This window comes from Pectobacterium versatile (assembly GCF_003932035.1).
In the GTDB taxonomy this organism is placed as follows: domain Bacteria; phylum Pseudomonadota; class Gammaproteobacteria; order Enterobacterales; family Enterobacteriaceae; genus Pectobacterium; species Pectobacterium versatile.
The window spans coordinates 2,481,366-2,504,988 of record NZ_CP034276.1 but is presented as its reverse complement, the minus strand read 5'-3'; the positions used below and the strand labels follow the sequence as shown (position 1 = coordinate 2,504,988).

19 protein-coding genes are annotated in these 23,623 nt (G+C 52.7%); 12 read left to right on the top strand and 7 right to left on the bottom strand.

Going from position 1 to position 23,623, the window contains the following annotated elements:
• Positions 1 to 27 precede the first annotated feature (27 nt).
• The 4 genes from araC to EIP93_RS11340 all read right to left on the bottom strand — a co-directional run bounded on the left by araC (position 28) and on the right by EIP93_RS11340 (position 4,781).
• A complete protein-coding gene (araC, locus tag EIP93_RS11355) occupies positions 28 to 960 on the bottom strand; it encodes an arabinose operon transcriptional regulator AraC (RefSeq protein WP_103860706.1) in 933 nt (310 codons plus the stop codon).
• Positions 961 to 1,172: 212 nt separating this feature from the next.
• Positions 1,173 to 2,159 carry an L-arabinose ABC transporter permease AraH gene (gene araH / locus EIP93_RS11350; protein WP_095699450.1) on the bottom strand — a complete coding sequence of 329 codons (987 nt, stop codon included), beginning with the start codon at positions 2,157 to 2,159 and terminating at the stop codon, positions 1,173 to 1,175.
• A gap of 18 nt (positions 2,160 to 2,177) precedes the next feature.
• A complete protein-coding gene (gene araG, locus EIP93_RS11345) occupies positions 2,178 to 3,701 on the bottom strand; it encodes an L-arabinose ABC transporter ATP-binding protein AraG (protein WP_125232711.1) in 1,524 nt (507 codons plus the stop codon).
• A 96-nt stretch (positions 3,702 to 3,797) separates the two neighbouring features.
• On the bottom strand, positions 3,798 to 4,781 hold the full coding sequence (locus EIP93_RS11340; RefSeq protein WP_039486909.1) for an arabinose ABC transporter substrate-binding protein: 984 nt from the start codon (positions 4,779 to 4,781) through the stop codon (positions 3,798 to 3,800).
• A 372-nt stretch (positions 4,782 to 5,153) separates the two neighbouring features.
• On the opposite strand from EIP93_RS11340, the gene EIP93_RS11335 reads away from it, so the two are divergent.
• From EIP93_RS11335 to dtpA, 11 genes are all read left to right on the top strand, one after another.
• On the top strand, positions 5,154 to 6,839 hold the full coding sequence (locus tag EIP93_RS11335; protein WP_116362133.1) for a ribulokinase: 1,686 nt from the start codon (positions 5,154 to 5,156) through the stop codon (positions 6,837 to 6,839).
• A 37-nt stretch (positions 6,840 to 6,876) separates the two neighbouring features.
• Positions 6,877 to 8,382 (top strand): L-arabinose isomerase, encoded by a 1,506-nt coding sequence (araA, locus tag EIP93_RS11330; RefSeq protein WP_103860709.1) that lies wholly within the window; start codon positions 6,877 to 6,879, stop codon positions 8,380 to 8,382.
• 272 nt (positions 8,383 to 8,654) lie between these two features.
• Entirely contained in the window at positions 8,655 to 8,870 is a 216-nt protein-coding gene (gene ydgT / locus EIP93_RS11325; protein WP_103860710.1) for a transcription modulator YdgT, read from the top strand.
• 216 nt (positions 8,871 to 9,086) lie between these two features.
• Entirely contained in the window at positions 9,087 to 9,668 is a 582-nt protein-coding gene (gene rsxA, locus EIP93_RS11320; RefSeq protein WP_011093834.1) for an electron transport complex subunit RsxA, read from the top strand.
• Positions 9,668 to 10,246 carry an electron transport complex subunit RsxB gene (gene rsxB / locus EIP93_RS11315; protein WP_125232710.1) on the top strand — a complete coding sequence of 193 codons (579 nt, stop codon included), beginning with the start codon at positions 9,668 to 9,670 and terminating at the stop codon, positions 10,244 to 10,246. The genes rsxA and rsxB overlap by 1 nt, the downstream gene beginning before the upstream one ends.
• Positions 10,239 to 12,476 (top strand): electron transport complex subunit RsxC, encoded by a 2,238-nt coding sequence (gene rsxC, locus EIP93_RS11310; RefSeq protein WP_125232709.1) that lies wholly within the window; start codon positions 10,239 to 10,241, stop codon positions 12,474 to 12,476. The genes rsxB and rsxC overlap by 8 nt, the downstream gene beginning before the upstream one ends.
• Positions 12,477 to 13,532, top strand: a complete 1,056-nt coding sequence (gene rsxD, locus EIP93_RS11305; protein ID WP_107332895.1) for an electron transport complex subunit RsxD — start codon at positions 12,477 to 12,479, stop codon at positions 13,530 to 13,532.
• Between the two features lie 10 nt (positions 13,533 to 13,542).
• The gene (gene rsxG / locus EIP93_RS11300) at positions 13,543 to 14,172 is read left to right on the top strand and encodes an electron transport complex subunit RsxG (RefSeq protein ID WP_039531578.1); all 630 of its coding nucleotides are present in this window, start codon (positions 13,543 to 13,545) and stop codon (positions 14,170 to 14,172) included.
• Positions 14,169 to 14,876, top strand: coding sequence for an electron transport complex subunit E (locus EIP93_RS11295; RefSeq protein WP_039358556.1), 708 nt, complete (start codon positions 14,169 to 14,171; stop codon positions 14,874 to 14,876). Before rsxG ends, EIP93_RS11295 begins: the two co-directional genes overlap by 4 nt.
• Complete coding sequence (nth, locus tag EIP93_RS11290) at positions 14,873 to 15,508, top strand: endonuclease III (protein WP_103860715.1); 636 nt, start codon at positions 14,873 to 14,875, stop codon at positions 15,506 to 15,508. Before EIP93_RS11295 ends, nth begins: the two co-directional genes overlap by 4 nt.
• Positions 15,509 to 16,185: 677 nt before the next feature.
• Positions 16,186 to 17,703, top strand: a complete 1,518-nt coding sequence (dtpA, locus tag EIP93_RS11285; protein WP_103971545.1) for a dipeptide/tripeptide permease DtpA — start codon at positions 16,186 to 16,188, stop codon at positions 17,701 to 17,703.
• Positions 17,704 to 17,822: 119 nt separating this feature from the next.
• Here dtpA and cysB read toward each other — a convergent pair whose 3' ends face one another.
• Together cysB and topA are read right to left on the bottom strand one after the other, a co-directional pair.
• Positions 17,823 to 18,797, bottom strand: coding sequence for an HTH-type transcriptional regulator CysB (gene cysB / locus EIP93_RS11280; RefSeq protein WP_005968651.1), 975 nt, complete (start codon positions 18,795 to 18,797; stop codon positions 17,823 to 17,825).
• A 380-nt stretch (positions 18,798 to 19,177) separates the two neighbouring features.
• The gene (gene topA, locus EIP93_RS11275) at positions 19,178 to 21,778 is read right to left on the bottom strand and encodes a type I DNA topoisomerase (RefSeq protein ID WP_125232708.1); all 2,601 of its coding nucleotides are present in this window, start codon (positions 21,776 to 21,778) and stop codon (positions 19,178 to 19,180) included.
• Positions 21,779 to 22,147: 369 nt separating this feature from the next.
• On the opposite strand from topA, the gene EIP93_RS11270 reads away from it, so the two are divergent.
• Positions 22,148 to 22,417 carry a YciN family protein gene (locus tag EIP93_RS11270; RefSeq protein ID WP_039276201.1) on the top strand — a complete coding sequence of 90 codons (270 nt, stop codon included), beginning with the start codon at positions 22,148 to 22,150 and terminating at the stop codon, positions 22,415 to 22,417.
• A gap of 58 nt (positions 22,418 to 22,475) precedes the next feature.
• On the opposite strand, the gene sohB is transcribed toward EIP93_RS11270, so the two are convergent.
• Entirely contained in the window at positions 22,476 to 23,522 is a 1,047-nt protein-coding gene (gene sohB, locus EIP93_RS11265) for a protease SohB (RefSeq protein WP_095994530.1), read from the bottom strand.
• Between the last annotated feature and the right edge of the window lie 101 nt (positions 23,523 to 23,623).

The following is a 23,623-nucleotide window of genomic DNA, read 5'->3' as shown; positions in this document are numbered from 1 at the left end:
CAGAGGAATCTGATGCGTTTTAGTCTGTCAGCCGCTCACGGCGCTGGGCATCCGTTCTCCCCACGCCACGGGCAGCGTTTTGGCCGCCGGATAGTTAATTTCACTGCTGCGACGGCGAAAATCGCTGGGGCTGACGCCGACCCGCTTACGGAACACGCGTGAGAAATACAGCTGATCGTCATACCCCACCACGCGACCAATGTTGGCGATAGACTCCTGTGTTGTCTGCAATAACAGCTTGGCGCGAATCACGCGCTGATCTTCACGCCAGCGCAAAATATTAATGCCCACCTGTTCACGGAACAGATGCGCCAACCGCGAAGGCGACAGGCAAACGTGCCGCGCCACTTCGTCAATACGCAGTTCTCCAGCCAGATTGCTGGTAATAAACTGGCAGGCTTCTATCACACGCGGATCCATGATCTTCTGCGGGCTCTGTGGATCTTCCTCCATCGCTCTGAGCAACAGTCGCTCCAATAGATTCATCCCCAATTCTTCTGAAAAACGACGCCCGGAACGCTGGGTCTGCTCGATATTGGCAAACAGCCTGTCGAATTCCAGCAGCAGTTGGTTATTCGGCAGGCTCATGCGACCAATACCGCTGCTTTTGGTATGCCATTCCAACCAGTCAGCCCAGTAGGCACGCGGGCGAAAATAGACCCAGCGGTGATACCAGCAGTCGCTGCTGGATGAACGACCATAAAAATGCTTCGATTTCGGCGGGAACAGCAGCAGGTCACCGGGATTACAGAAAAAGGTCTCATCGCCATCAAAGACCTGACCCTGACCTTTCATGGTGAGGTTAATGATGTAGCCTTTCATGCCATCGGGACGATCGATAAAGAAGTCGAGCGGCCCTTCTGCCAGAATCGGTGTCATACCTGCCACAAGATAAGCGTTGAACGAATATCCCGGCAGCAGCGGATTAGGCTGAGAGTCATGCGCCATACGGTGATACATCGAGCCTCCGGTATACGCTAGTAATGAGAGAAAGCGGCAGGCTCACTTAGAGCCATCCCATTAGGACTATTTTATTTGCCATTTTGAACCTGGGCAGTGCTCGAAATCCTCACGTACTACGTGTACGTTCCGGTTTCTCCGCGCTGTCCGAGTCCAAACTGACTGCACCAATAACGCCTACTGGGATAGGCTCTGACCTGCCGCACGGGCATTTATACCGTTTTCTTCGACAGCTGTTTGTAGCGGTCGAAGATAACCGCCGCTAGCAGAATCAGACCGCGCACCACATACTGGGCAAACGGCGAGATGTTCAGCAGGTTCATCGCATTTTCCACCGTACCTAAAATCAGCACACCGGCGATGACATAGGAAATTTTACCGATCCCGCCTTTCAATGACACACCGCCCAGTACACAGGCAGAAATCACGATCAGTTCATACCCGATGGAGGTCATCGGCTGGCCGCTAGTCATACGCGATGCCAGAATGATCCCTGCCGCCGCCGATACCAGACCGGATAAGGCGAAAATGATGATCTTGGTACGCACGACTGGCACCCCGGCCAAACGCGCCGCCTCTTCATTACCCCCAATCGCCAGCGTATTGCGGCCAAAGGTGGTTTTGTTCAGCAGCAGACCAAACAGAATCATACAGCCGATAGTGATCCAGATAGGCGCAGGCAAGCCCAACCAGTTGGCATAGCCCAGTTCGAAGAAACGCTCATCTTCAATCCCTACCGCTTTACCATCGGAAATGATGTACGCCAGACCGCGCGCAATCTGCATCGTTGCCAGCGTCGTGATCAGCGCATTGATCTTCAAACGGGCAATCACAAACCCGTTGAGCAAACCGAACGCCACGCCCAGTAGCAGCCCGGCACCGACGCCGATCCACAGGCTTTCACTGATATTGATCACCACCGCCGTCGCCACGCCAGCACAGGCAATGATAGACGCAACCGACAGGTCAAAATCACCGGAAGCCAGACAGAACAGCATTCCGCAGGCCACCATGCCGGACATGGAGATCGCCAGTCCCAGCCCTTTCATATTGATAAACGAGGCGAAGTTGGGGACGAAAATCGCGCAGCCAAGAAACAGCACGGCAAACACCACCAGCATGCCGTAGTTATCCCAAATGCGAGATAACCCCGCGCCGTTTTTCTTCTTTTCTGAGGTTGCAGACGTAACCGTTGACATTATTTTGCTCCTTCGCGGTCAGGCAACCGCAGATTCGATATCGGGGGTTCGTAACATAGCCAGACTGAGCACCTTCTGCTCTGTGGCATCGGTATGCAGCAGTTCGCCGGAGACGGCACCTTCGCGCATGACGATAATCCGGTCGGCCAGCCCAAGCACTTCTGGTAAATCGCTGGAGGCAAACAGCACCGCGATCCCCTGATTCGCTAGTTCATAGATGACATGATAAATTTCGTGCTTCGCGCCGACGTCAATGCCGCGCGTAGGTTCATCGAGCAAAATGACCTTCATCTCTTCGGACAGCCAGCGGCCAAGAATGGCTTTCTGCTGGTTTCCCCCGGAAAGATTCATAATCAGCTGTTCATCGGACGGTGTTTTGATATTCAACGCCGCAATGCGCTTCGCGGCGTTATCCACTTCCCACTGATTATTAATAATAAAGGCAGCTTTCAGGCTCTTACGCCTTGCGCTGATATTGATATTGTCACGCACCGAGTGCACCGGAATGATACCGTCCGCCTTGCGATCTTCCGGGCAGAGCATCACACCCTGACGAATCGCATCAATGGGGGAATTCACTACCAGCGGTTTGCCATCCAGCAACACCTGACCGTTGGTGATTCTGGTCGCGCCAAACAGCCCTTTCATCAGTTCGCTGCGACCCGCCCCCACCAGACCAAATAGCCCGACAATTTCCCCCCGCTTCACGTTCAGGGAAACAGTGGATTTCACGCCCGGCGCTTTCACGTCTTTCAGCGTCAGACGCTCTTCGCCGTGCGGACGCGGCGCATAACCATAGATATCCCCCAGGTTACGCCCTACCATCGCCTGTACCAGCGACTCATGGTTCACCTGCTGCATATCGTCGAACGTGCGCACATAGCGGCCATCTTTAAACACGGTAATGGCATCGCTCAGCGCAAAAATTTCTTCCATCCGGTGCGAAACGTACAAAATGACCCGGCCTTCACTGCGCAATTCCTTAATCACGCGGAAAAGCTGCTCAATTTCACGGGCAGACAGTGAACTGGTCGGTTCATCAAAAGCAATAACCTTGGCGTTACGGGCCAGCGCCTTGGCGATTTCCACCATCTGCCATTGCCCGATAGAGAGGTATTTCAGTGGGGTATCAGGATCGATATCTAACCCCAGATGCTGCAACTGAAGTTTGGCTTCATAACGCAGCAGCGAATAGTTCACCATGCCGTATTTATGCGGCAGCTGACCTAAGTAGATGTTCTCGGCGACCGTCATTTCCGGCACCAGATGCAGTTCCTGATAAATGATAGCAACGCCCGCATTCAGGGCATCCATCGTGTTGTTGAACTGCACGGGTTTGCCCTGAATATGAATTTCGCCCGCTGACGGTGAATAGTTACCGCTCAGGATCTTTAACAGCGTCGACTTGCCCGCCCCGTTTTCCCCCATCAATGCATGGATCTGGCCGGCATGGCAGGAAAAACTGATATCCGAAAGCGCCTTAACACCGGGAAATTCTTTACCAATCCCATGAAACGACAAATAGGGTGACTGTGCTGTCATGTCTGTTTCCTCATAACGATGCAGGTAGAGCGCGGATAACCTCGACCAGCGTCATGCTGACCGGCGTTATCCGCGTCTTTACGAAATCAGGCGTGATTACATCAGGCCTTTTTTCTCCAGTTCGACCTTAAAGTTGTCACGAGTGATCAGCACCACGTCGGTCACTTCGGTGAATTTCTCCGGCTCCACGCCTTTGGTGACCCAGTCGTTCAACATCTGGATACTCTTGTAACCGTGGATATCCGGGCTTGGCAGCAGTGAACCAAAGAAGCCCGTTGCCTGACCTTTAGACAGCTCGCTCACCGCATCCACGCCGTTGATACCAATACCAATGACGTTTGCGGCTTTAAAGCCCTGACCTTCCGTTGCACGCACGCCACCCAGCACGGTGTTGTCGTTCATGCCGATAATCAGCCAGTTTTTCACACCAGGGTGCTGAACCAGCATGGAGTTAGCGGCGTCAAACGCTCCGGGGATATCGTTAGATTTGGTCGGTACTTTGTAGATCTGTTTTTCTGGGAACCCTGCGGTTTTCAGCGCGTCCATAGAGCCAGACGTGCGGCGACGTGCGGTATCCAGCTCATCAGCGGTAATCGCCATCACGGCGGTTTCCTCTACTTTCCAGCCGCGCTTGGTCATCTCTTTATACAGTTCCTGACCCTGACGCTCACCAATTTTGGTGGCCGCCATCATCACCAATGGCACGGTATCCATCGGTTGGCCTTTGGCGTTCACGAACTGGTCATCAACCGCGATCACTTTCAGATTGTAGCTGCGTGCTTTCGCTATAATAGCTGGCCCCAACTTCGGATCCGGCGTACAGATAACGAAGCCTTTCGCGCCACTGGCCGCCAGACTGTCGATCGCATTCAGGGTCTTTTCACCATCAGGAACCGCGATTTTTATCACATCAAAACCAAGGTCTTTCCCTGCTTTATCAGCGAACTTCCATTCCGTCTGGAACCAGGGTTCTTCCGGTTGTTTAACCAGAAAGCCCAGCTTTAAGTTCTCTGCCATAGCTGATTGTGACATAACAGCGGCCAACCCGATTGCTGCCAGCGCCTTAGTGAATTTATGCATGATGTTCTCCGGTGTAATTATCTTTTCATTCGTCAGCGACGCTGAAACGAGTTCGAGTTCCTGGTAGGGTATTTCCGGTCTGGATAAAGGAAAAACACAGACTTAGCACGATTCCTTTACTCAGTAGCATTCAGACGCTTTATGTTTTAGTCGTTATTCTCGGTAAGAATGTAGAGCTTTATCACAGTCCGGAACAATGACAGGTTTGTGCATACATTTAGCGAATTTAACCAATCATTAACCTTTGACCAGCATCACAAAATGGCTGCTGGCGACAGAAAAATACATACTTCCAGCTAACCGCTCCTCACCGCCTCTCGTTATCCCTGCCATCGTAAACACCAACGATCTGGGATTAATGAGGAGCAAAGCATGAGTGCGGGCGCTATTACGATTGGTCTCGACTTCGGCAGTGATTCGGTACGCGCCTTAGCCGTTGACTGCCAAAGCGGGCAAGAGTTGGAAACAGAAGTGGTCTACTACCCCCGCTGGCGCGAGGGGAAATATTGTCAGCCTGCCAACAACCAGTTCAGACATCACCCACTGGACTATATTGAATCGCTGGAACAGGCGGTTAAGGTCGTGGTTTCCCGTCTGACGAACGAACAGCGGCAGAGCATCATCGGTATTGGCGTGGATTCGACCGGGTCAACCCCCGCACCGATTGATGAGCAAGGTCAGATCCTCGCACTACGCCCCGAGTTTGCCGACAACCCCAATGCAATGTTCGTGCTGTGGAAAGACCACACGGCAATAGAAGAAGCGGAAGCCATCAATGCACTGTGCCGCAGCGGACAATTTCCGGATTACACCCGCTATATCGGCGGCGTTTATTCGTCCGAGTGGTTCTGGGCCAAAATTCTACATGTCTCGCGCGACGATGCGGCGGTGCGTCAGGCCGCCGTTTCTTGGATAGAACTGTGCGACTGGGTGCCCGCCCTGCTTTCTGGTACGCAAGCGCCTGCCGATATTCGCCGTGGCCGGTGCAGCGCCGGACACAAATCGCTCTGGCATCCAAGCTGGGGCGGACTGCCGCCGAAAGATTTCTTGCACGCACTCGATCCCTGCCTGACCGAGAAATTACAGTACCCGCTGTTTACCGATACCTGGACCGCCGAACAACCAGTCGGCACCATCACCGCAGAATGGGCGCAGCGGCTCGGCATCCCCGAAACGGTCATTCTGGCGGGCGGCGCGTTTGATTGCCACGTCGGCACCGTCGGCGCGGGCGCACAGCCGTATACGCTGGTTAAAGTGATTGGCACGTCCACCTGCGACATTCTAATCGCCGACGACGCACGCATTGCCGATCGCACCATCGCCGGTATCTGTGGGCAGGTCGACGGCAGCGTTGTTCCTGGTTATATCGGCCTTGAAGCCGGGCAGTCCGCTTTTGGCGATATGTACGCCTGGTTTGGACGGCTGCTGGGCTGGTCGTTACAGGAAGCAGCGAAAGACCATCCTGAACTCAAAACGTCATTACAGGCGATGGAAGCCAAACTGCTGGAGCGACTGACGCACAGCTGGGCGGAAAACCCCACGCTGGATCACCTGCCTGTCGTGCTGGACTGGTTCAACGGCCGCAGAACGCCGTTCGCCAATCAGCGACTAAAAGGTGTGATTACCGATCTCAATCTGGGCAGCGATGCCCCCACGCTGTTCGGCGGTTTTATTGCTGCGACGGCCTTTGGCGCGCGCGCCATTATGGAGTGCTTTGAAGATCAGGGCGTTCCCGTCGAGAACGTGCTGGCGCTGGGCGGTATCGCGCGGAAATCCCCCGTCATCATGCAAGTGTGTACCGACGTGATGAATCGCCCCTTGCAGATCGTCGCCTCCGATCAGTGCTGTGCACTGGGTGCCGCGATCTTTGCCGCCGTCGCCGCTGGCGTTCACGGCGATATCCCAACGGCACAGCAGCATATGGCCAGCGGCATAGAGCGCACCTTAATGCCAGACAGCCAGCGCGTCGCCCGTTATCAACAGCTTTATGAACGCTATCAGCAATGGTGCCGCCTTGCGGAACCGGCCTATAGCCCAGCGTCTACGGCAAAAAACTAATTTTTATCCCTCTGGGGATCACGTTACAGGAGTCATCATGGATCATTTTAAGCAGCTTGAAGTCTGGTTCGTCATCGGTAGCCAGCATCTCTACGGGCCGGAAACGCTACGTCAGGTAAAAGAGAACGCAGAAAAAGTCGTCGCCGGATTGAATCAACAGGCCAACCTGCCGGTTAAGCTGGTGCTGAAGCCGCTGGTGAAAACGCCAGACGAAATTCTGGCGCTGTGTCGCGATGCTAACTATCAGGATAACTGTATCGGCCTGCTGACCTGGCTGCATACCTTCTCTCCGGCCAAAATGTGGATTGGCGGCCTGAGCGTACTCAGTAAACCGCTGCTGCAATTCCACACGCAGTTCAATGCCGAAGTGCCGTGGGACACCATGGACATGGATTTCATGAACCTGAACCAAACTGCGCACGGTGGACGTGAATTTGGTTTCATCGGTGCCCGGATGAGACAAGCGCATCAGGTCGTCGTCGGCCACTGGCAGGATAAGAACGCCCATGCCCGTATCGGCAAATGGATGCGGGTTGCCGCCGCCATTCAGGAAAGCAAACAGCTGAAAGTTGCGCGCTTTGGCGACAACATGCGTGAAGTCGCCGTCACCGAAGGTGATAAAGTCGGCGCACAGATCCAGTTCGGCTACTCTGTTAGCGCCTGGGGTCTGGGCGATTTAACCGCCGTGGTCGATGCCGTATCCAAAGGCGATATCGATGCGTTGGTCGAAGAATACGAAGCCAGCTACCAGTTAACGGACGCGGTGAAACTCAACGGCGCGAACCGCCAGAACCTGCTGGATGCGGCCCAGATCGAACTCGGGATGAAACGCTTTCTGGAGCAAGGCGGCTATCACGCGTTCACCACCGATTTTGAAAACCTGTACGGTTTGAAACAGCTGCCTGGTCTGGCGGTCCAGCGTCTGATGCAGCAAGGCTATGGTTTTGGTGGTGAAGGCGACTGGAAAACCGCCGCGCTGCTGCGCATTATGAAAGTGATGGCCGGCGGGTTGTCGGGCGGTACGTCTTTCATGGAGGACTACACCTATAACTTCCAGAACGGTAACGATCTGGTCGTCGGTTCCCACATGCTGGAAGTCTGTCCGACGATTGCGAAAGAGCAGAAACCGATTCTGGATGCGCAACACCTCGGCATTGGCGGCAAAGCTGACCCTGCCCGTTTAATTTTCTCAACGCCGGCTGGGCCGTCCCTCAACGCCAGTGTGATCGACATGGGCGACCGTTTCAGGATGCTGGTTAATCTGGTCGATACCATCGAACAGCCGCGCCCGCTGCCGAAATTGCCGGTTGCCCGAGCCATCTGGAAAGCGCAACCGTCGCTGGAAGTAGCGGCAGAAGCCTGGATTCTGGCTGGCGGCGCGCACCACACCGTTTTTAGTCAGGCATTGGATCTCGAACACATGCGGCTCTACGCCGAGATGCAGAACATTGAACTGTTGGTAATCGACAACGAAACCCGACTCCACGAATTCAAAGATGCGCTGCGCTGGAACGAGGTGTACTACAAACTTTGTAGCCGCTAAGTCCGCTCTCAGGGGCAGATTGTCTATGGATTAATCATCCGTGAACAATCTGCCTCTTTATAGGCACTCGCCATCCCGCGTTTTGATTTTCCATCGCCCTACCGCCCGACGTTGGCATAAACGCCGTAGTATTTTCCTGTCAATCTATTATTTTTCATTTTCATTCGTTTGTTGTTGAAAAATAAGCGTACTTTTTTCATCACCCTCTAGACAGGCTTTTTCGCTTGAATATACTTAGTCATCTCAACCACATAACTATTAGACCAATCACCATGACCGTTCATGACTATTTGCTCAAATTTAGGAAAGTCAGTTCAACAGAAAGTCTGGAAAAACTCTTTGATCACCTCAATTATTCTCTGACAGACAGTCAGGAAATCATCAACATGTATCGTGCTGCAGACCATCGGCGGGCCGAGTTGGCATCTGGCGGACGCTTGTTCGATCTCGGCTGCGTGCCAAAATCCGTCTGGCATCGCGTTCTGTAGTTGTTAGCAATAAAAAGAATAGTTATGCAATAATTTACTTCCGGGACATTACGCAGAACGCCCAGCTCGTTACTGTATAATAGCCCGGCGCTTCTGTTATTAAGCGAATCTGACCTTCCGCCCCTTGAAGGGGACGGCGATAACCCTACTTTGGGTATGTTGTCGAAAACCCAACAATGCCTGATAATAGTCCGGTTTTGTTTTCTAGGCACCGTAATGACCGAATACGCATTGCTCTTTGTTAGCATCCTTCTGGTAAATAATTTCGTCTTAGTGAAGTTTCTTGGGCTGTGCCCCTTTATGGGTGTGTCCAAAAAGCTGGAGACGGCGATTGGCATGGGAATGGCGACCACGTTTGTTATGACGTTAGGCTCTATGTTCTCCTGGCTGATCAACGAATTTATTCTGGTTCCGCTCGATATTCTCTATTTGCGCACCATGGCTTTTATTCTGGTGCTCGCCGTGGTGGTGCAGTTCTCCGAGATGTTCGTGCGCAAAGTCAGCCCTGAGCTGTACCGCCTGCTGGGGATCTTCCTGCCGCTGATTACCACCAACTGTGCGGTGCTTGGCGTCGTCCTGCTCAACATCAACCTGTCGCACGGTTTCCTGCAATCGACGATTTATGGTTTCGGCGGCGCGGCGGGCTTCTCGCTGGTGATGGTGCTCTTCGCCGCCATTCGTGAACGCCTTGCCGTGTCGGATATTCCTGCACCGTTCCGCGGTTCGTCTATCGCACTGATCACCGCAGGCCTCATGTCACTGGCGTTTATGGGCTTTACCGGACTGGTGAAATTCTGATGACCGCTATCTGGATTGCCATTGCGGCATTAAGCGCTCTCGCGCTGGCATTCGGTCTGGTGCTCGGCTACGCCTCCCGCCGGTTTGAAGTCGAAAACGATCCAATCGTGGAAGAAGTGGAAGCCATGCTGCCACAAAGCCAGTGCGGCCAGTGCGGTTACCCTGGCTGTCGGCCCTACGCCGAAGCGGTCGCGCTGAATGGCGAAAGTATTAATAAATGCGGCCCCGGCGGCGAAGCGATGATGCTGAAGCTGGCTCAAAAACTCAACGTCGATCCGCAGCCGCTGGAAGGTGATGCCGACGTTCAAGCTCCCGCACGCCATGTTGCCTGGATCGATGAAAGCAACTGCATCGGCTGCACCAAGTGCATTCAAGCGTGTCCGGTTGATGCCATCATCGGCAGTACCAAAGCGGTACACACCGTCGTCAGCGATTTGTGCACCGGCTGCGATCTCTGCGTCTCCCCTTGCCCGACGGACTGTATCGAATTACGTCCTATCGCGCCGACTCCCGCTAACTGGAAATGGGATCTCGATACGATTCCAGTACGCGTTATTCAAGTAGAACGACATGCTTAAGCTGTTTTCCGCCTTTAAAAAAGACAGGATCTGGGATTTCGACGGAGGCATTCATCCGCCGGAAATGAAGACGCAGTCCAGCCAGATACCACTGCGCCAGATCCCGCTGCCAGAACAGTTCATTATTCCGCTCAAGCAGCATCTTGGGCCGGAAGGCGAGATCTGCGTCAGCGTCGGCGATAAAGTCCTGCGCGGTCAGCCGTTAACGCGGGGAAAAGGCCGCACCTTGCCTGTTCACGCACCGACATCGGGAACGGTGAACGCGATCCGCCAGCACACGACGGCACATCCGTCTGGTCTGTCCGAACTCAGTATCATCATCGTACCGGATGGCGACGATCGCTGGTGCGAGCGCCAGACTTTTACGGATTATCGCGCACAGAGCATCGATACCCTGCTTGCCCATCTGCATCAGGCTGGTATCGCGGGATTGGGCGGCGCGGGTTTTCCTACCGCAGCCAAGTTACAAGGCGGGATGCGCGGGATTGAAACCCTGATTATCAACGGCGCAGAGTGTGAACCCTATATCACCGCCGACGATCGACTCATGCAGGAGTGCGCCGAGGAGATTATTCAGGGCGTCGAGATTTTGTCATTCCTGTTGCAGCCAAAACGCATTCTGATTGGGATCGAAGATAACAAACCGGAAGCCATCAGCGCCCTGCGATTGGCCTTGGGTAAACGCAGCGATATGCAGTTGCGCGTCATCCCAACCAAGTATCCGTCAGGCGGTGCCAAGCAGCTCACCAAGATTCTGACTGGCAAGGAAGTCCCGTTCGGTAAACACTCCGCCGCCATTGGCGTACTGATGCAGAACGTCGGCACGGCCTTTGCTATCAAACGTGCCGTGATCGACGGCGAACCACTCACCGAACGCGTGGTGACGCTGACCGGTGAAGCTTTGCGCCAACCTGGCAACGTCTGGGCACGACTAGGGACACCGGTACGCCACCTGCTCAAACAGGGTGGCTTCCACGTCAATAAGCAGCCGATGGTGGTGATGGGTGGGCCGCTGATGGGCTTTACCCTGCCGTCGCTGGATGTGCCTATCGTCAAAATCAGCAACTGCCTGCTCGCGCCGTCACATGCAGAAATGGAGCCAGTTGCTGAAGAGCAATCCTGCATTCGCTGTAGCAAATGTGCCGATGCCTGTCCGGCGGGACTCTTGCCGCAGCAGCTTTACTGGTTCAGCCGCGGGCAGGAACACGAAAAAGCCCGCAATCACCATCTGTTTGACTGCATCGAATGCGGTGCCTGCGCTTATGTCTGTCCTAGCAATATTCCGCTGGTGCAGTATTACCGTCAGGAAAAGGCTGAAATTCGGGCCATCGATGAAGAGGCACAGCGTGCTGCACATGCCAAAGTGCGCTTTGACGCTAAACAAGCCCGTCTGGAACGAGAAAAAGCCGCTCGCGAGTTGCGCCATAAACAGGCGGCGGCTGGCGTATCAACCACGGATAAAGATGCTGTTCAGGCCGCACTGGAGCGCGTACGCCGTAAGCAAACCGCCGCAACAGAGGTCGGTTCGCCAATCGAGGTAATCCCCGATGCACAGCCGGATAACAGCGCGGCCATCGCCGCGCGCGCTGCCCGCAAAGCCTTAGCACGTGAAGAACGGGCGCAGCAGGAAACGCCTGCGGCCAATGTTCCTTCTGCCGAGCTTGATGACCCACGCAAAGCGGCGGTAGCCGCCGCCCTTGCTCGCGTTAAAGCGCGTAAAGCTGCACAGCAGTCTGAGGCAAGCCCCGAAAGTACGGAAGAAGCGGCGACGCCTACCGTTTCCAACGTGGTGGCAGAACCGATCGCCATCTTGGAAGCACAAGAGCCGGACGATCCACGCAAGGCTGCCGTGGCTGCTGCCATCGCGCGCGTTAAAGCTCGTAAAGCCGCGCAGCAATCTGCAACAAACACGGATGAGCCAGTTTTATCGGCTGTCCCAAACGTGGTAGCAGAACCGATTGCCGTTGTTGAAGTACAAGAGCCAGAAGATCCACGTAAGGCTGCCGTTGCCGCCGCTATCGCGCGCGTTAAAGCCCGTAAAGCAGCGCAGCAGCCTGCAACAAACACGGAGGAGCCTGTTCCGTCGGCTGTCCCTGACGCGGTGGCAGAGCCCGTTGCCGTCGTTGAAGTACAAGAGCCGGAAGATCCGCGTAAGGCTGCTGTGGCTGCCGCTATCGCTCGCGTTAAAGCCCGTAAAGCCGCGCAGGCATCGTCATATCAAGAGGAATAAATGGCTTTTAGAATTGCGAGTTCACCGTTCACACATAACCAGCAGCGCACGCAACGCATCATGCTGCTGGTCATTCTGGCCTGTCTGCCGGGTATGCTGGCGCAGTATTACTTCTTTGGCTACGGTAACCTGATTCAGGTCGGGCTGGCGTCCGCCACCGCGCTTATCGCAGAAGGCGTGACACTGTCACTGAGAAAGTTCGCCGTACGCACCACGCTGGCTGATAATTCCGCACTATTGACCGCTGTCCTGCTCGGCATCAGTCTGCCACCGCTTGCGCCCTGGTGGATGGTGGTCATGGCAACCGTCTTCGCTATCATTATCGCCAAACAGCTGTATGGCGGTTTAGGGCAAAACCCGTTTAACCCCGCGATGATTGGCTATGTGGTGCTGCTGATCTCTTTCCCTGTCCAGATGACAAGCTGGCTGCCGCCCGCGCCGCTGCAAACCATTCCCGTCAATTTCCATGATGCGTTAGTGATCATCTTTACCGGACACACGCCTGACGGGCACACCATGCAGCAACTGATGCACAACGTTGATGGCGTCAGTCAAGCTACCCCGCTGGATACGTTTAAAACCAGCCTGCGCTCAGGACAAACGCCGCAGGACATTCTGCAACAGCCGATGTTTGCGCAATCGCTGTCCGGTATTGGCTGGCAGTGGGTGAATATCGGCTTTCTCATCGGTGGGCTGTTTTTGCTGATGCGCGGCACCATTCGCTGGCATATTCCGGTCAGTTTCCTGCTGTCGCTGATGTTCTGCGCCTCGCTAAGCTGGATCATTTCGCCGGAGAAATTCGCGCCACCGATGCTACACCTGCTGTCGGGTGCCACTATGCTCGGCGCATTTTTCATCGCAACCGATCCCGTTACCGCGTCAACCACCAACCGGGGGCGTCTGATTTTCGGGGCGCTGATTGGGTTACTGGTCTGGCTGATTCGTACCTACGGTGGCTACCCGGACGGCGTCGCGTTTGCCGTTCTGCTGGCAAATATCACCGTACCGCTGATCGACTATTACACCAAGCCGCGCGCTTACGGCCACCATCGCTAAGGAGCAGACAATGTTTACCACTATGCGCCGCCACGCGATGACACTGGCTCTGTTTGCGGCATTCACTACGGCAATCACAGCCATCGTGAACATGTTAACGGAACCCACAATTTCGCATCAGGCGATGCTGCAACAAAAGATGCTGTTGGATCAGGTCGTTCCCGCCGAGTTATACAATAGTGACATTCAGAAAGAGTGTTACGTTGTCACCAATCCGGCGTTGGGATCGTCAGCACCGCACCGCGTTTTCATCGCCCGTCAGAATGGTGAGCCGGTTGCCGCCGCACTGGAAAGTACCGCGCCGGATGGCTATTCTGGTGCTATTCGACTGCTGGTTGGTGCGGATTTTCACGGTAAGGTACTCGGCGTCCGCGTGACCGAACACCATGAAACACCGGGGCTGGGTGATAAAATCGAAGTGCGAATTTCTGACTGGATCACTCGGTTTAATGGGCTAATGGTACAGGGCGAGCATGACGCCCGCTGGGCAGTGAAAAAGGAAGGCGGAATGTTTGATCAATTTACCGGCGCGACCATTACGCCGCGCGCCGTTATTAATAGCGTAAAACGCAGCGCCCTTTACCTGCAAACACTGCCATCACAAATCAACACGCTGTCCGCCTGTGGAGAGAACCAATGAGTCAAACCAAAGCACTTTTCGTTGAAGGGTTATGGAAAAACAACTCAGCACTGGTTCAATTGCTGGGCCTGTGTCCCCTGCTGGCCGTGTCATCAACCGCGACTAACGCGCTGGGATTAGGGCTGGCAACCACGCTGGTTCTCACCTGTACCAATATGGCTGTCTCCGCGTTACGCCGCTGGGTACCCGCGGAAATCCGTATTCCCATTTACGTCATGATCATCGCTTCGGTGGTCAGTACCGTGCAAATGTTGATCAACGCCTATGCCTACGGGTTATATCAGTCGCTGGGAATTTTTATCCCGCTGATCGTGACGAACTGTATCGTTATCGGTCGGGCAGAAGCCTTTGCCTCCAAGAATGCGGTTTTCCCTTCCGCCATCGACGGCCTGGCAATGGGGTTAGGAGCGACCAGCGCACTGGTGGTACTCGGTTCTTTACGTGAAATTCTGGGTAACGGCACGCTATTCGATGGCGCAGATTTGCTGCTGGGCAGTTGGGCTAAGGTTCTCCGCATTGAGGTTGTCCACCTTGATTCCCCTTTCCTGCTGGCGATGCTGCCGCCGGGCGCCTTTATCGGTCTGGGACTGTTGCTGGCCGTGAAATATTTGATCGATGAGAAAATGAAACAACGCCGAGCCCGTGCTGCTGTTGCCGAAGGGAAAACCGCACCGGTGACGGGTGCCGTAGGGGAATCGCTGTGAACAAGGCAAAGCGGATTGAGATCTTAACGCGTTTACGCGACAACAATCCCCATCCGACGACTGAATTACATTTCAGCACGCCGTTTGAACTGCTGATCGCCGTACTGCTTTCCGCACAGGCAACCGATGTCAGCGTCAATAAAGCAACTGCAAAGCTCTACCCTGTCGCCAACACGCCGGAAGCCCTGCTTGAACTCGGTGTAGACGGCGTTAAAGGCTACATCAAGACGATTGGCCTGTTTAACAGCAAAGCGGAAAACGTCATTAAGACCTGCCGTTTGTTGCTGGAAAAGCATCAGGGGCAGGTTCCTGAAGATCGCGCCGCGCTGGAAGCCTTACCCGGCGTAGGTCGAAAAACAGCAAACGTCGTTCTGAATACCGCATTTGGCTGGCCGACGATTGCCGTTGATACTCACATCTTTCGCGTCAGTAACCGGACAGGATTCGCACCGGGTAAAAATGTCGAACAGGTAGAGGAAAAACTGCTGAAAGTCGTTCCGGCAGAATTTAAAGTCGACTGCCATCACTGGTTAATCCTGCATGGTCGTTACACCTGTATTGCCCGTAAACCGCGCTGTGGCTCCTGCCTGATTGAGGATTTATGTGAGTTCGGCGAAAAGGTCGACGTCTAATCTGCTGTGGTCTGGAGCGCCAGACCTTCCTTTCTGTTATCCACACTCCGCCTTGTCTTTCGCTCTCTCACTCTCAACGTGATCCGCGTGTTCTCTGCATTTTATTGCTCAGGCAACTCTGCTCTCTGGCGGTTTATTCGATGCGTTGTAGCGTATTCTTCTACTAAAAAGCCTGTATAAAAGTACAAGTAACCACTATTTAAGGCTAATAAGTTATTTTTAATAGAAAATTTAGTGATTGAAAGTCACCTTTCGTGATTATGTCGTATTTTATTTTATTGCACGCATTTGATGTATTTTTATACTCACTGCATATTTAGTGATATGCAAAAGATTAAACTGCATATTCATTCATAGTTAATGATATTGTCTTAATTTTAACAAAAAGGCAGATTATATCCCTTTTTAAAAAACCAAATACGAAAAACCGAGATAATCATTCGAAGCGAAAGCAAGTTATGAAATTAAACTCTGCATAACATTTAATTTCTGGTTTTATCCCGCTACAAAAACCACTTGTAACAAAACATGTCAAATAACTTGTCTATCCGTAAAATCACGTCAATATAGCGCCGTTTTTACTCCCCATAACTAATCAAAAGAGGTTGCAGTTTCACTGCTTCACTCTTGTTATTTTCTCGTTAAAAAAAACGAGATAAGTAAAATTAGAGGTCTTTGTGTCAACAGCAAACAACAACAGCGAATCCCCCGAAAGCGTCAGCATGAACGCATTCAAACAGCCAAAAGCGTTTTATCTCATCTTTAGCATCGAACTGTGGGAACGTTTTGGTTACTACGGTCTGCAAGGCATTATGGCGGTTTATCTGGTCAAAATGCTGGGCATGTCCGAAACCGACTCCATTACCCTCTTCTCCTCATTCAGTGCGCTGGTCTACGGTTTCGTCGCCATTGGCGGCTGGTTAGGCGACAAAGTCCTCGGCACCAAACGTGTGATCGTGCTGGGTGCCATCGTGCTGGCGATCGGTTACACCATGATTGCCTACTCAGGCCACAGCGTGACGTGGGTGTATATCGGTATGGCGACCATTGCCGTCGGTAATGGATTGTTTAAAGCCAACCCCTCAGCCCTACTGTCTACCAGCTATGCGAAAGACGATCCGCGTCTGGATGGTGCTTTCACCATGTACTATATGGCGGTGAACATCGGCTCCTTCTTCTCTATGCTGGCTACACCCGTGCTTGCCGCGAACTATGGCTGGAGCGTGGCCTTCTCCCTGAGCGTAGTAGGTATGATTCTGACGCTGATTAACTTTATGTTTTGTCGTAAGTGGGTCAGTACACAAGGTTCTCAGCCAGATTTCCAACCAATCAATCTGCAGAAACTCGCCGTCACGCTCGCGGGGATTGTCGCGCTGGTCGCACTTTCCACCTGGCTGCTGCACAACCAGAGCGTCGCACGTTGGATTCTGACGCTTATTTCATTGGCCGTTGTCGCCATCTTCATCAAAGAGATGCTGGCAGTGAGCGGTGCAGAACGCCGGAAAATGATTGTCGCCCTTCTGCTGATGCTGGAAGCCGTTGTTTTCTTTGTGCTGTACAACCAGATGCCAACATCGCTGAACTTCTTTGCCATTCGCAACGTTGAGCACTCCATTTTAGGCTTTACCTTTGAGCCAGAGCAGTATCAGGCGCTCAACCCGTTCTGGATTATGGTTGCCAGCCCGATTCTGGCTGCGGTTTACAACAAAATGGGCGATCAATTGCCGATGGCGCACAAGTTTGCACTTGGTATGGTGCTGTGCTCCGGCGCGTTTCTGGTGCTGCCGTGGGGTGCCAGCATGGCAAACGAACAGGGTATCGTGTCCGTCAACTGGCTGATCCTCTGCTATGGCCTGCAAAGTATCGGGGAGTTGATGATTTCCGGTCTGGGTCTGGCGATGGTCGCTCAACTGGTACCGCAGCGCCTGATGGGCTTCATTATGGGTGCCTGGTTCCTGACGTCAGCCGGTGCCGCCATTATCGCAGGCTACGTTGCGAATATGATGGCCGTGCCTGAGAACGTCGTAGACCCGCACGCGTCTCTTGAGATTTATAGCAATGTCTTCATGCAGATTGGCATCGTCACGGGCATCATTGCCGTTCTGATGCTGCTGACCGCACCGAAACTGACGCGTATGACGCAGGATGTCACTGACGCTCCTGTGGACGCCGTCACTACAACAGCCTCTGCCTGATAACTAGCCGCAAATGACGGTGTGACGTGTTATTGGTGAAGAATTAGATGATAGCCAGATGATAAAAAGCCAGACACTGTCTGGCTTTTTTACGTTGGTTGATCCGTCCTGAATGACGTTTACTTCACTGGCAGCGTCACATCCTTAAACATTGCCTCAATTTCATCATTCGAACGCAGCGCAACGGCAGAATCGACGACATCGCGCGTTAAGTGCGGAGCAAACCGCTGGATGAAATCGTACATATAACTGCGCAGGAACGTGCTGCGGCGGAAACCGATTTTCGTCGTGCTGTAGCTGAAGATGCTATTCGCGTTGATGGTCACCAAATCGGTTTCCGTCTGCGGATCGACCGCCATATTAGCAATCACCCCGACCCCCAACCCTAAACGCACGTAGGTCTTAATCACATCGGCATCCGTTGCGGTAAAGACGATACGCGGCGTAAGACCAGCGCGGTTAAACGCAGTATCCAGCTCGGAGCGCCCCGTAAAACCAAAGGTATAGGTGACGATAGGATAAGCGGCCAGTTCTTCGATGGTGATATCGGTTTTGGACGCCAGCGGGTGATCCGGTTTTACTACCACCGCGCGATTCCAGTGGTAGCACGGCAGCATGATCAGGTCGTCGTATAAATGCAGCGCTTCGGTCGCAATAGCAAAATCCGCAGAGCCTTTCGCAACGGCCTCAGCAATCTGCGTCGGCGAGCCCTGATGCATGTGTAGCGACACGCGAGGATAGCGATCGATGAAACCTTTAATGACGCTTGGCAACGCGTAGCGTGCCTGCGTATGCGTGGTCGCTACATACAGAGACCCTTTATCGGGATAGGTATGTTCTCCAGCAACCGCTTTGATGGCATCGACTTTCGACAACACTTCACGTGCAATGCGGATGACTTCCTGTCCGGCTGGCGTCACCTGTGTCAGGTGTTTTCCACTACGGGCAAAAATCTGAATGCCCAACTCATCCTCCAGCATGCGGACCTGTTTACTGATCCCCGGCTGGGAGGTGTACAACCCTTCTGCAGTAGAAGATACATTCAGGTTGTGATTAACAACTTCAACAATATAACGAAGCTGTTGTAGTTTCATAATTTATCCCATTCCCAATTGAAGTGTGCGCGTGGCATCTCACGACGTTCTGACGACGTTCCGTTTTATTGACTTTGATTGCGCCTTAACCATCTGGCGCATATTTCCATCAATTAATGTCATTTAATCATAAAAACTATTTTTATATAACCATATTTGCATAGCGATAGCGATAAAGAACGCGGTGCAGGCGATTATCACCGAGGTAAACCGCATTATTCTCTATCACGGATCAACAATCCTCATGCTACCGCAGGACAATCTTCATGTTTCTGTTTTATCTGGATATTTTCTGCGATCAAAAAAGCCAGCCTTGCGGCTGGCTTGATTTAGCGATGTCTTACACATAACCCAGTTATGCGTAGGGTAACTGAAAGAAGTTACTTCTTCCCTTCAACCCATTTGCCATCAATGTAAAACGCTGACCAGCCCGTGGCCTTGCCATCTTTCTCTGACGAGACATATTGCTGTTTGGTCTTACGGCTGAAACGTACCTGCGTTTTGTTGCCGTCTTTATCAGCCACAGGAGCATCGGCCAGATAGCGCAGTTTTTCCGGTAAACGATCCTTGAATCGCACCAGTTCTTCTACCAACGGTGCCCGCGTTTCGCGAGATTTCGGGAACGTATTGGCCGCAAGGAAGACCCCTGCCGCGCCGTCACGCAATACGAAATAGGCATCAGACTTCTCGCAAGGCAACTCAGGCAACGGCACCGGATCTTCTTTCGGTGGCGCAACATCGCCATTACGCAGGATCTTACGCGTGTTACTACACGTCTCGCCGGTGCACGCCATGTATTTACCGAAGCGCCCCATTTTGAGGTGCATCTCGGAGCCACATTTCTCGCACTCAACAATCGGCCCATCGTAGCCTTTGATTCGGAACTCACCGGCTTCGATTTCATATCCGTCACAGGCTGGGTTATTTCCGCAAACGTGCAGCTTACGCTGATTATCAATCAGGTAGCTGTCCATCGCCGTACCGCATTTTTCACAGCGACGACGAGCACGCAGCGCGTTGGTTTCGGCATCATCACCTTCCAACACGTTCAGCACTTCGGTTTCCGGTATCAGGTTGATCGTGGTCTTACAGCGTTCTTTCGGCGGCAGTGCATAGCCGGAACAGCCCAGGAACACCCCGGTACTGGCAGTACGGATACCCATTTGACGAGAGCAAGTTGGGCAGTCAATGCTGGTTAATACCATCGCATTGGGACGCATGCCGCCTTCTTCAGGATCCTGCTCTGCTTTTTCCAACTGCTGGCTAAATTCGTTGAAGAACTCATCCAGTACCGCTTTCCATTCCGCCTGATTATTGGCGACCTGATCGAGGCGGCTTTCCATCCGTGCGGTGAAATCGTAATTCATCAGTTCGCGGAAGTTTTCTTCCAGTCGATCGGTAACAATTTCACCCATTTTCTCGGCGTAGAAACGACGATTCTCCGCTCGGACATAGCCGCGATCCTGGATGGTTGAAATAATAGATGCGTAAGTAGACGGACGACCAATCCCGCGTTTTTCCAGCTCTTTAACCAGAGAGGCATCGCTATAACGTGCAGGTGGTTTAGTGAAGTGTTGCCCTGGCAGCAGTTTCTGCAGCGACAGCGCTTCGCCCACGGACACGGTCGGCAACGTGCGGTCTTCATCATTTTTACGCAGCGCAGGCATGACTTTCGTCCAGCCATCGAAACGCAGCGTTCGGCCTTTGGCACGCAGTTGATAATCGGCAGCTTCCACGATTAACGTAGTGGAATCGTATTGCGCCGGTGTCATTTGACAGGCGACAAACTGACGCCAAATCAGCTGATACAGCTTCTGCGCATCGGCTTCCATATCTTTCAGGTTGTCAGCTAACACGCCGACATCGGAAGGACGAATCGCTTCGTGCGCTTCCTGCGAGTTTTCTTTGCTGCTGTAAAGGTTCGCAGACTCGGGCAGATAACGCTTGCCGAACTCTTCGCCAATATAGCCACGCACCATCGTCAAGGCATCCTGACTGAGGTTCGTTGAGTCGGTACGCATGTAGGTAATGTAGCCCGCTTCGTACAGACGCTGCGCCATCATCATGGTCTTTTTCACGCCGAAGCCAAGGCGCGTACTGGCAGCCTGTTGCAGCGTGGAGGTGATGAACGGCGCGCCCGGTTTGCTGCTGGTCGGTTTATCTTCACGATCGGCAACCACATAGCGCGCGTTCTCAAGCAGACTGACCGCCGCATGCGTTTGTTCTTTATTAACCGGTTTAAACGGTTTGCCGTTGTGGTGCGTCACCTGCATTTGCAGTTGAATATCGCTGCCTGCCAGCAAATCAGCGTGCAGTTCCCAATATTCTTCCGGCACGAACGCTTTGATTTCACGCTCGCGATCGACAATCAGACGCACTGCGACCGACTGTACGCGCCCAGCGGACAAGCCCCGGGCGATTTTTTTCCACAGCAGTGGAGAAACCATGTAACCCACCACGCGATCCATAAATCGACGCGCCTGCTGGGCATTCACGCGGTCAATATTCAACGTGTCTGGTTTTTCAAACGCCTGTTTAATGGCATTTTTCGTGATTTCGTTAAACACCACGCGGCTGAAACGCTGATCGTCACCACCAATGATTTCCCGCAGGTGCCAGGCAATGGCTTCCCCTTCGCGGTCAAGGTCGGTTGCGAGATAGATGTGGTCAGCATTTTCCGCCAGTGTTTTTAATTCGGAGACAACCTTCTCCTTACCCGGCAGTATTTCGTAGTTGGCTTTCCAGCCATGATAAGGGTCGACGCCCATACGATTAACTAGCGCGGATTTCTCATCCTTTTTGACTTTCTTTTTCGTTTTATCTTTAGTCGTTGAGTCCGCGCTCTTTTTACTGACTGAGCCACTCGTCGGCAAATCGCGCACATGACCGACGCTGGATTTAACCACGTAGTCATTGCCTAAATACTTATTGATCGTTTTGGCTTTTGCCGGGGACTCGACGATAACGAGAGCTTTACCCATATGTACTATTACCTGCTGAATTCTTCTGAAAATCAGATATTTTTCGGGGCATCCAGAGCGGATTCTACTGACTGCGCAAAATCCCACACTCTACCTGATAAATATTGCCACGCAACCTAATTAGCATGGAAACTCTGTTTTATCCGCTTCCTGCCACACTGAATATCGGCAGGTAAGCACCTAAAATGTAGTCCCTTTGCATCATAATCTACGCTTTACGCTGAAACCGTATCGCAGTACCCTTTATCTTGGTGCGACTTTTGAAATAACCGCATTGCGTTTTGAAATCGCGGTGTTGATTTTAGAAATAACCTTATTGATATAGTGCAACGCCCCTTTTTTTCAAGGGTGAGTACAGGAGTAACAATCATGTCACCTGAACATCAGGTTAACGAAGAAAAGCGTCCTATTGACCGCCAGAGCTTATTAATTGAAGCCAATGACATCATTAAACATCACGATGATTATTTGCATGGCATGGTCGCTGATAGCGTAGAACAAAAAAACGGCGTGCTGGTTTTTCGCGGTGAGTTTTTTCTCGATGAGAACGGAATACCGACCTTAAAAAGCACTGCGGTATTTAACATGTTCAAGCATCTTGCGCATGTTTTATCCGAAAAATACGACTTGATCGATTAAAAACGAATGCCCGCAAATTCGCGGGCATTTGATCGTGTACGGCTTAATGTTTTAGCAATTACAGCAGGGGCTTTGAACCACGTTGCCACCATCGCAGCATCAATCGTTCTGCGGTATCGCCTGCGCTGCCCGTCAGACGATCCAGCAGGCGTTTACGCCGCGTATAGCGAACGCTTAATACCTCATGGTTGGCCATTTCAGCAATCAGCAGATCGTCACTGGTGCCGATAGCGTCAATTAACCCCAGATCTTTCGCCTGAGTGCCAAACCAGTGCTCCCCCGTCGCTACCGAATCAATATCCAGCGAAGGACGCATCTGCTGCACAAAATCCTTAAACAGCGTATGTGTGACATTCAGATCTTCGCGGAATTTCTCACGGCCTTGTTCGGTATTCTCACCAAACAGCGTCAGCGTACGTTTGAATTCACCCGCGGTGTGCAGCTCAACATCAATGTCTTTGTTTTTCAGTAAACGGTGGAAATTGGGGATTTGCGCCACAACACCAATAGACCCTACAATCGCAAACGGTGCCGCTACGATACGGTCAGCTACGCAGGCCATCATATATCCGCCACTGGCAGCCACTTTATCCACGGAAACCGTCAAGCGTACGCCCCCCTGACGTAAACGTTGCAATTGCGAGGCCGCCAACCCATAACCGTGCACCACTCCGCCTGGGCTTTCCAGACGCAGCAATACCTCATCTTTCGGTTTCGCCACGGCGAGCACGGCTGAGATCTCTTCACGCAGCGAACTGACTTCGCCCGCATCCATACTGCCGTTGAAATCGAGCACATACAGGCACGGCTTAACATTTTTCTCTTCGCCACGTTTGGCGCGTTGTTTATCTTGCTTCGCGGTTTCTTTTTCTTTCTTCTTTTCTTGTTTAGATAACAGCTTACGCTCGGTGTCGCTCATACAGGCAGTCTGCATTTCGCGCTGCATTTCCTGATATTGTTCACCTAGATTCGTGACCTGCAACTCACCTTTATGTGGGCGTTTACGCTGCGTCATCCCGAATGCCAGAACGACTAACGCACCAATAGCCACCACGATGGTGAGTACCTTAGCCAGGAATAAACCGTACAGAGAAAGTAATTCCACAAACACCGTCCTCATTGACTGCGTATTAATTAATGTTGGTTTACTCACCAACCATGGCGTTGACGTCGAGCGCCATTCCCTTCCTATAACCTAACTGATGG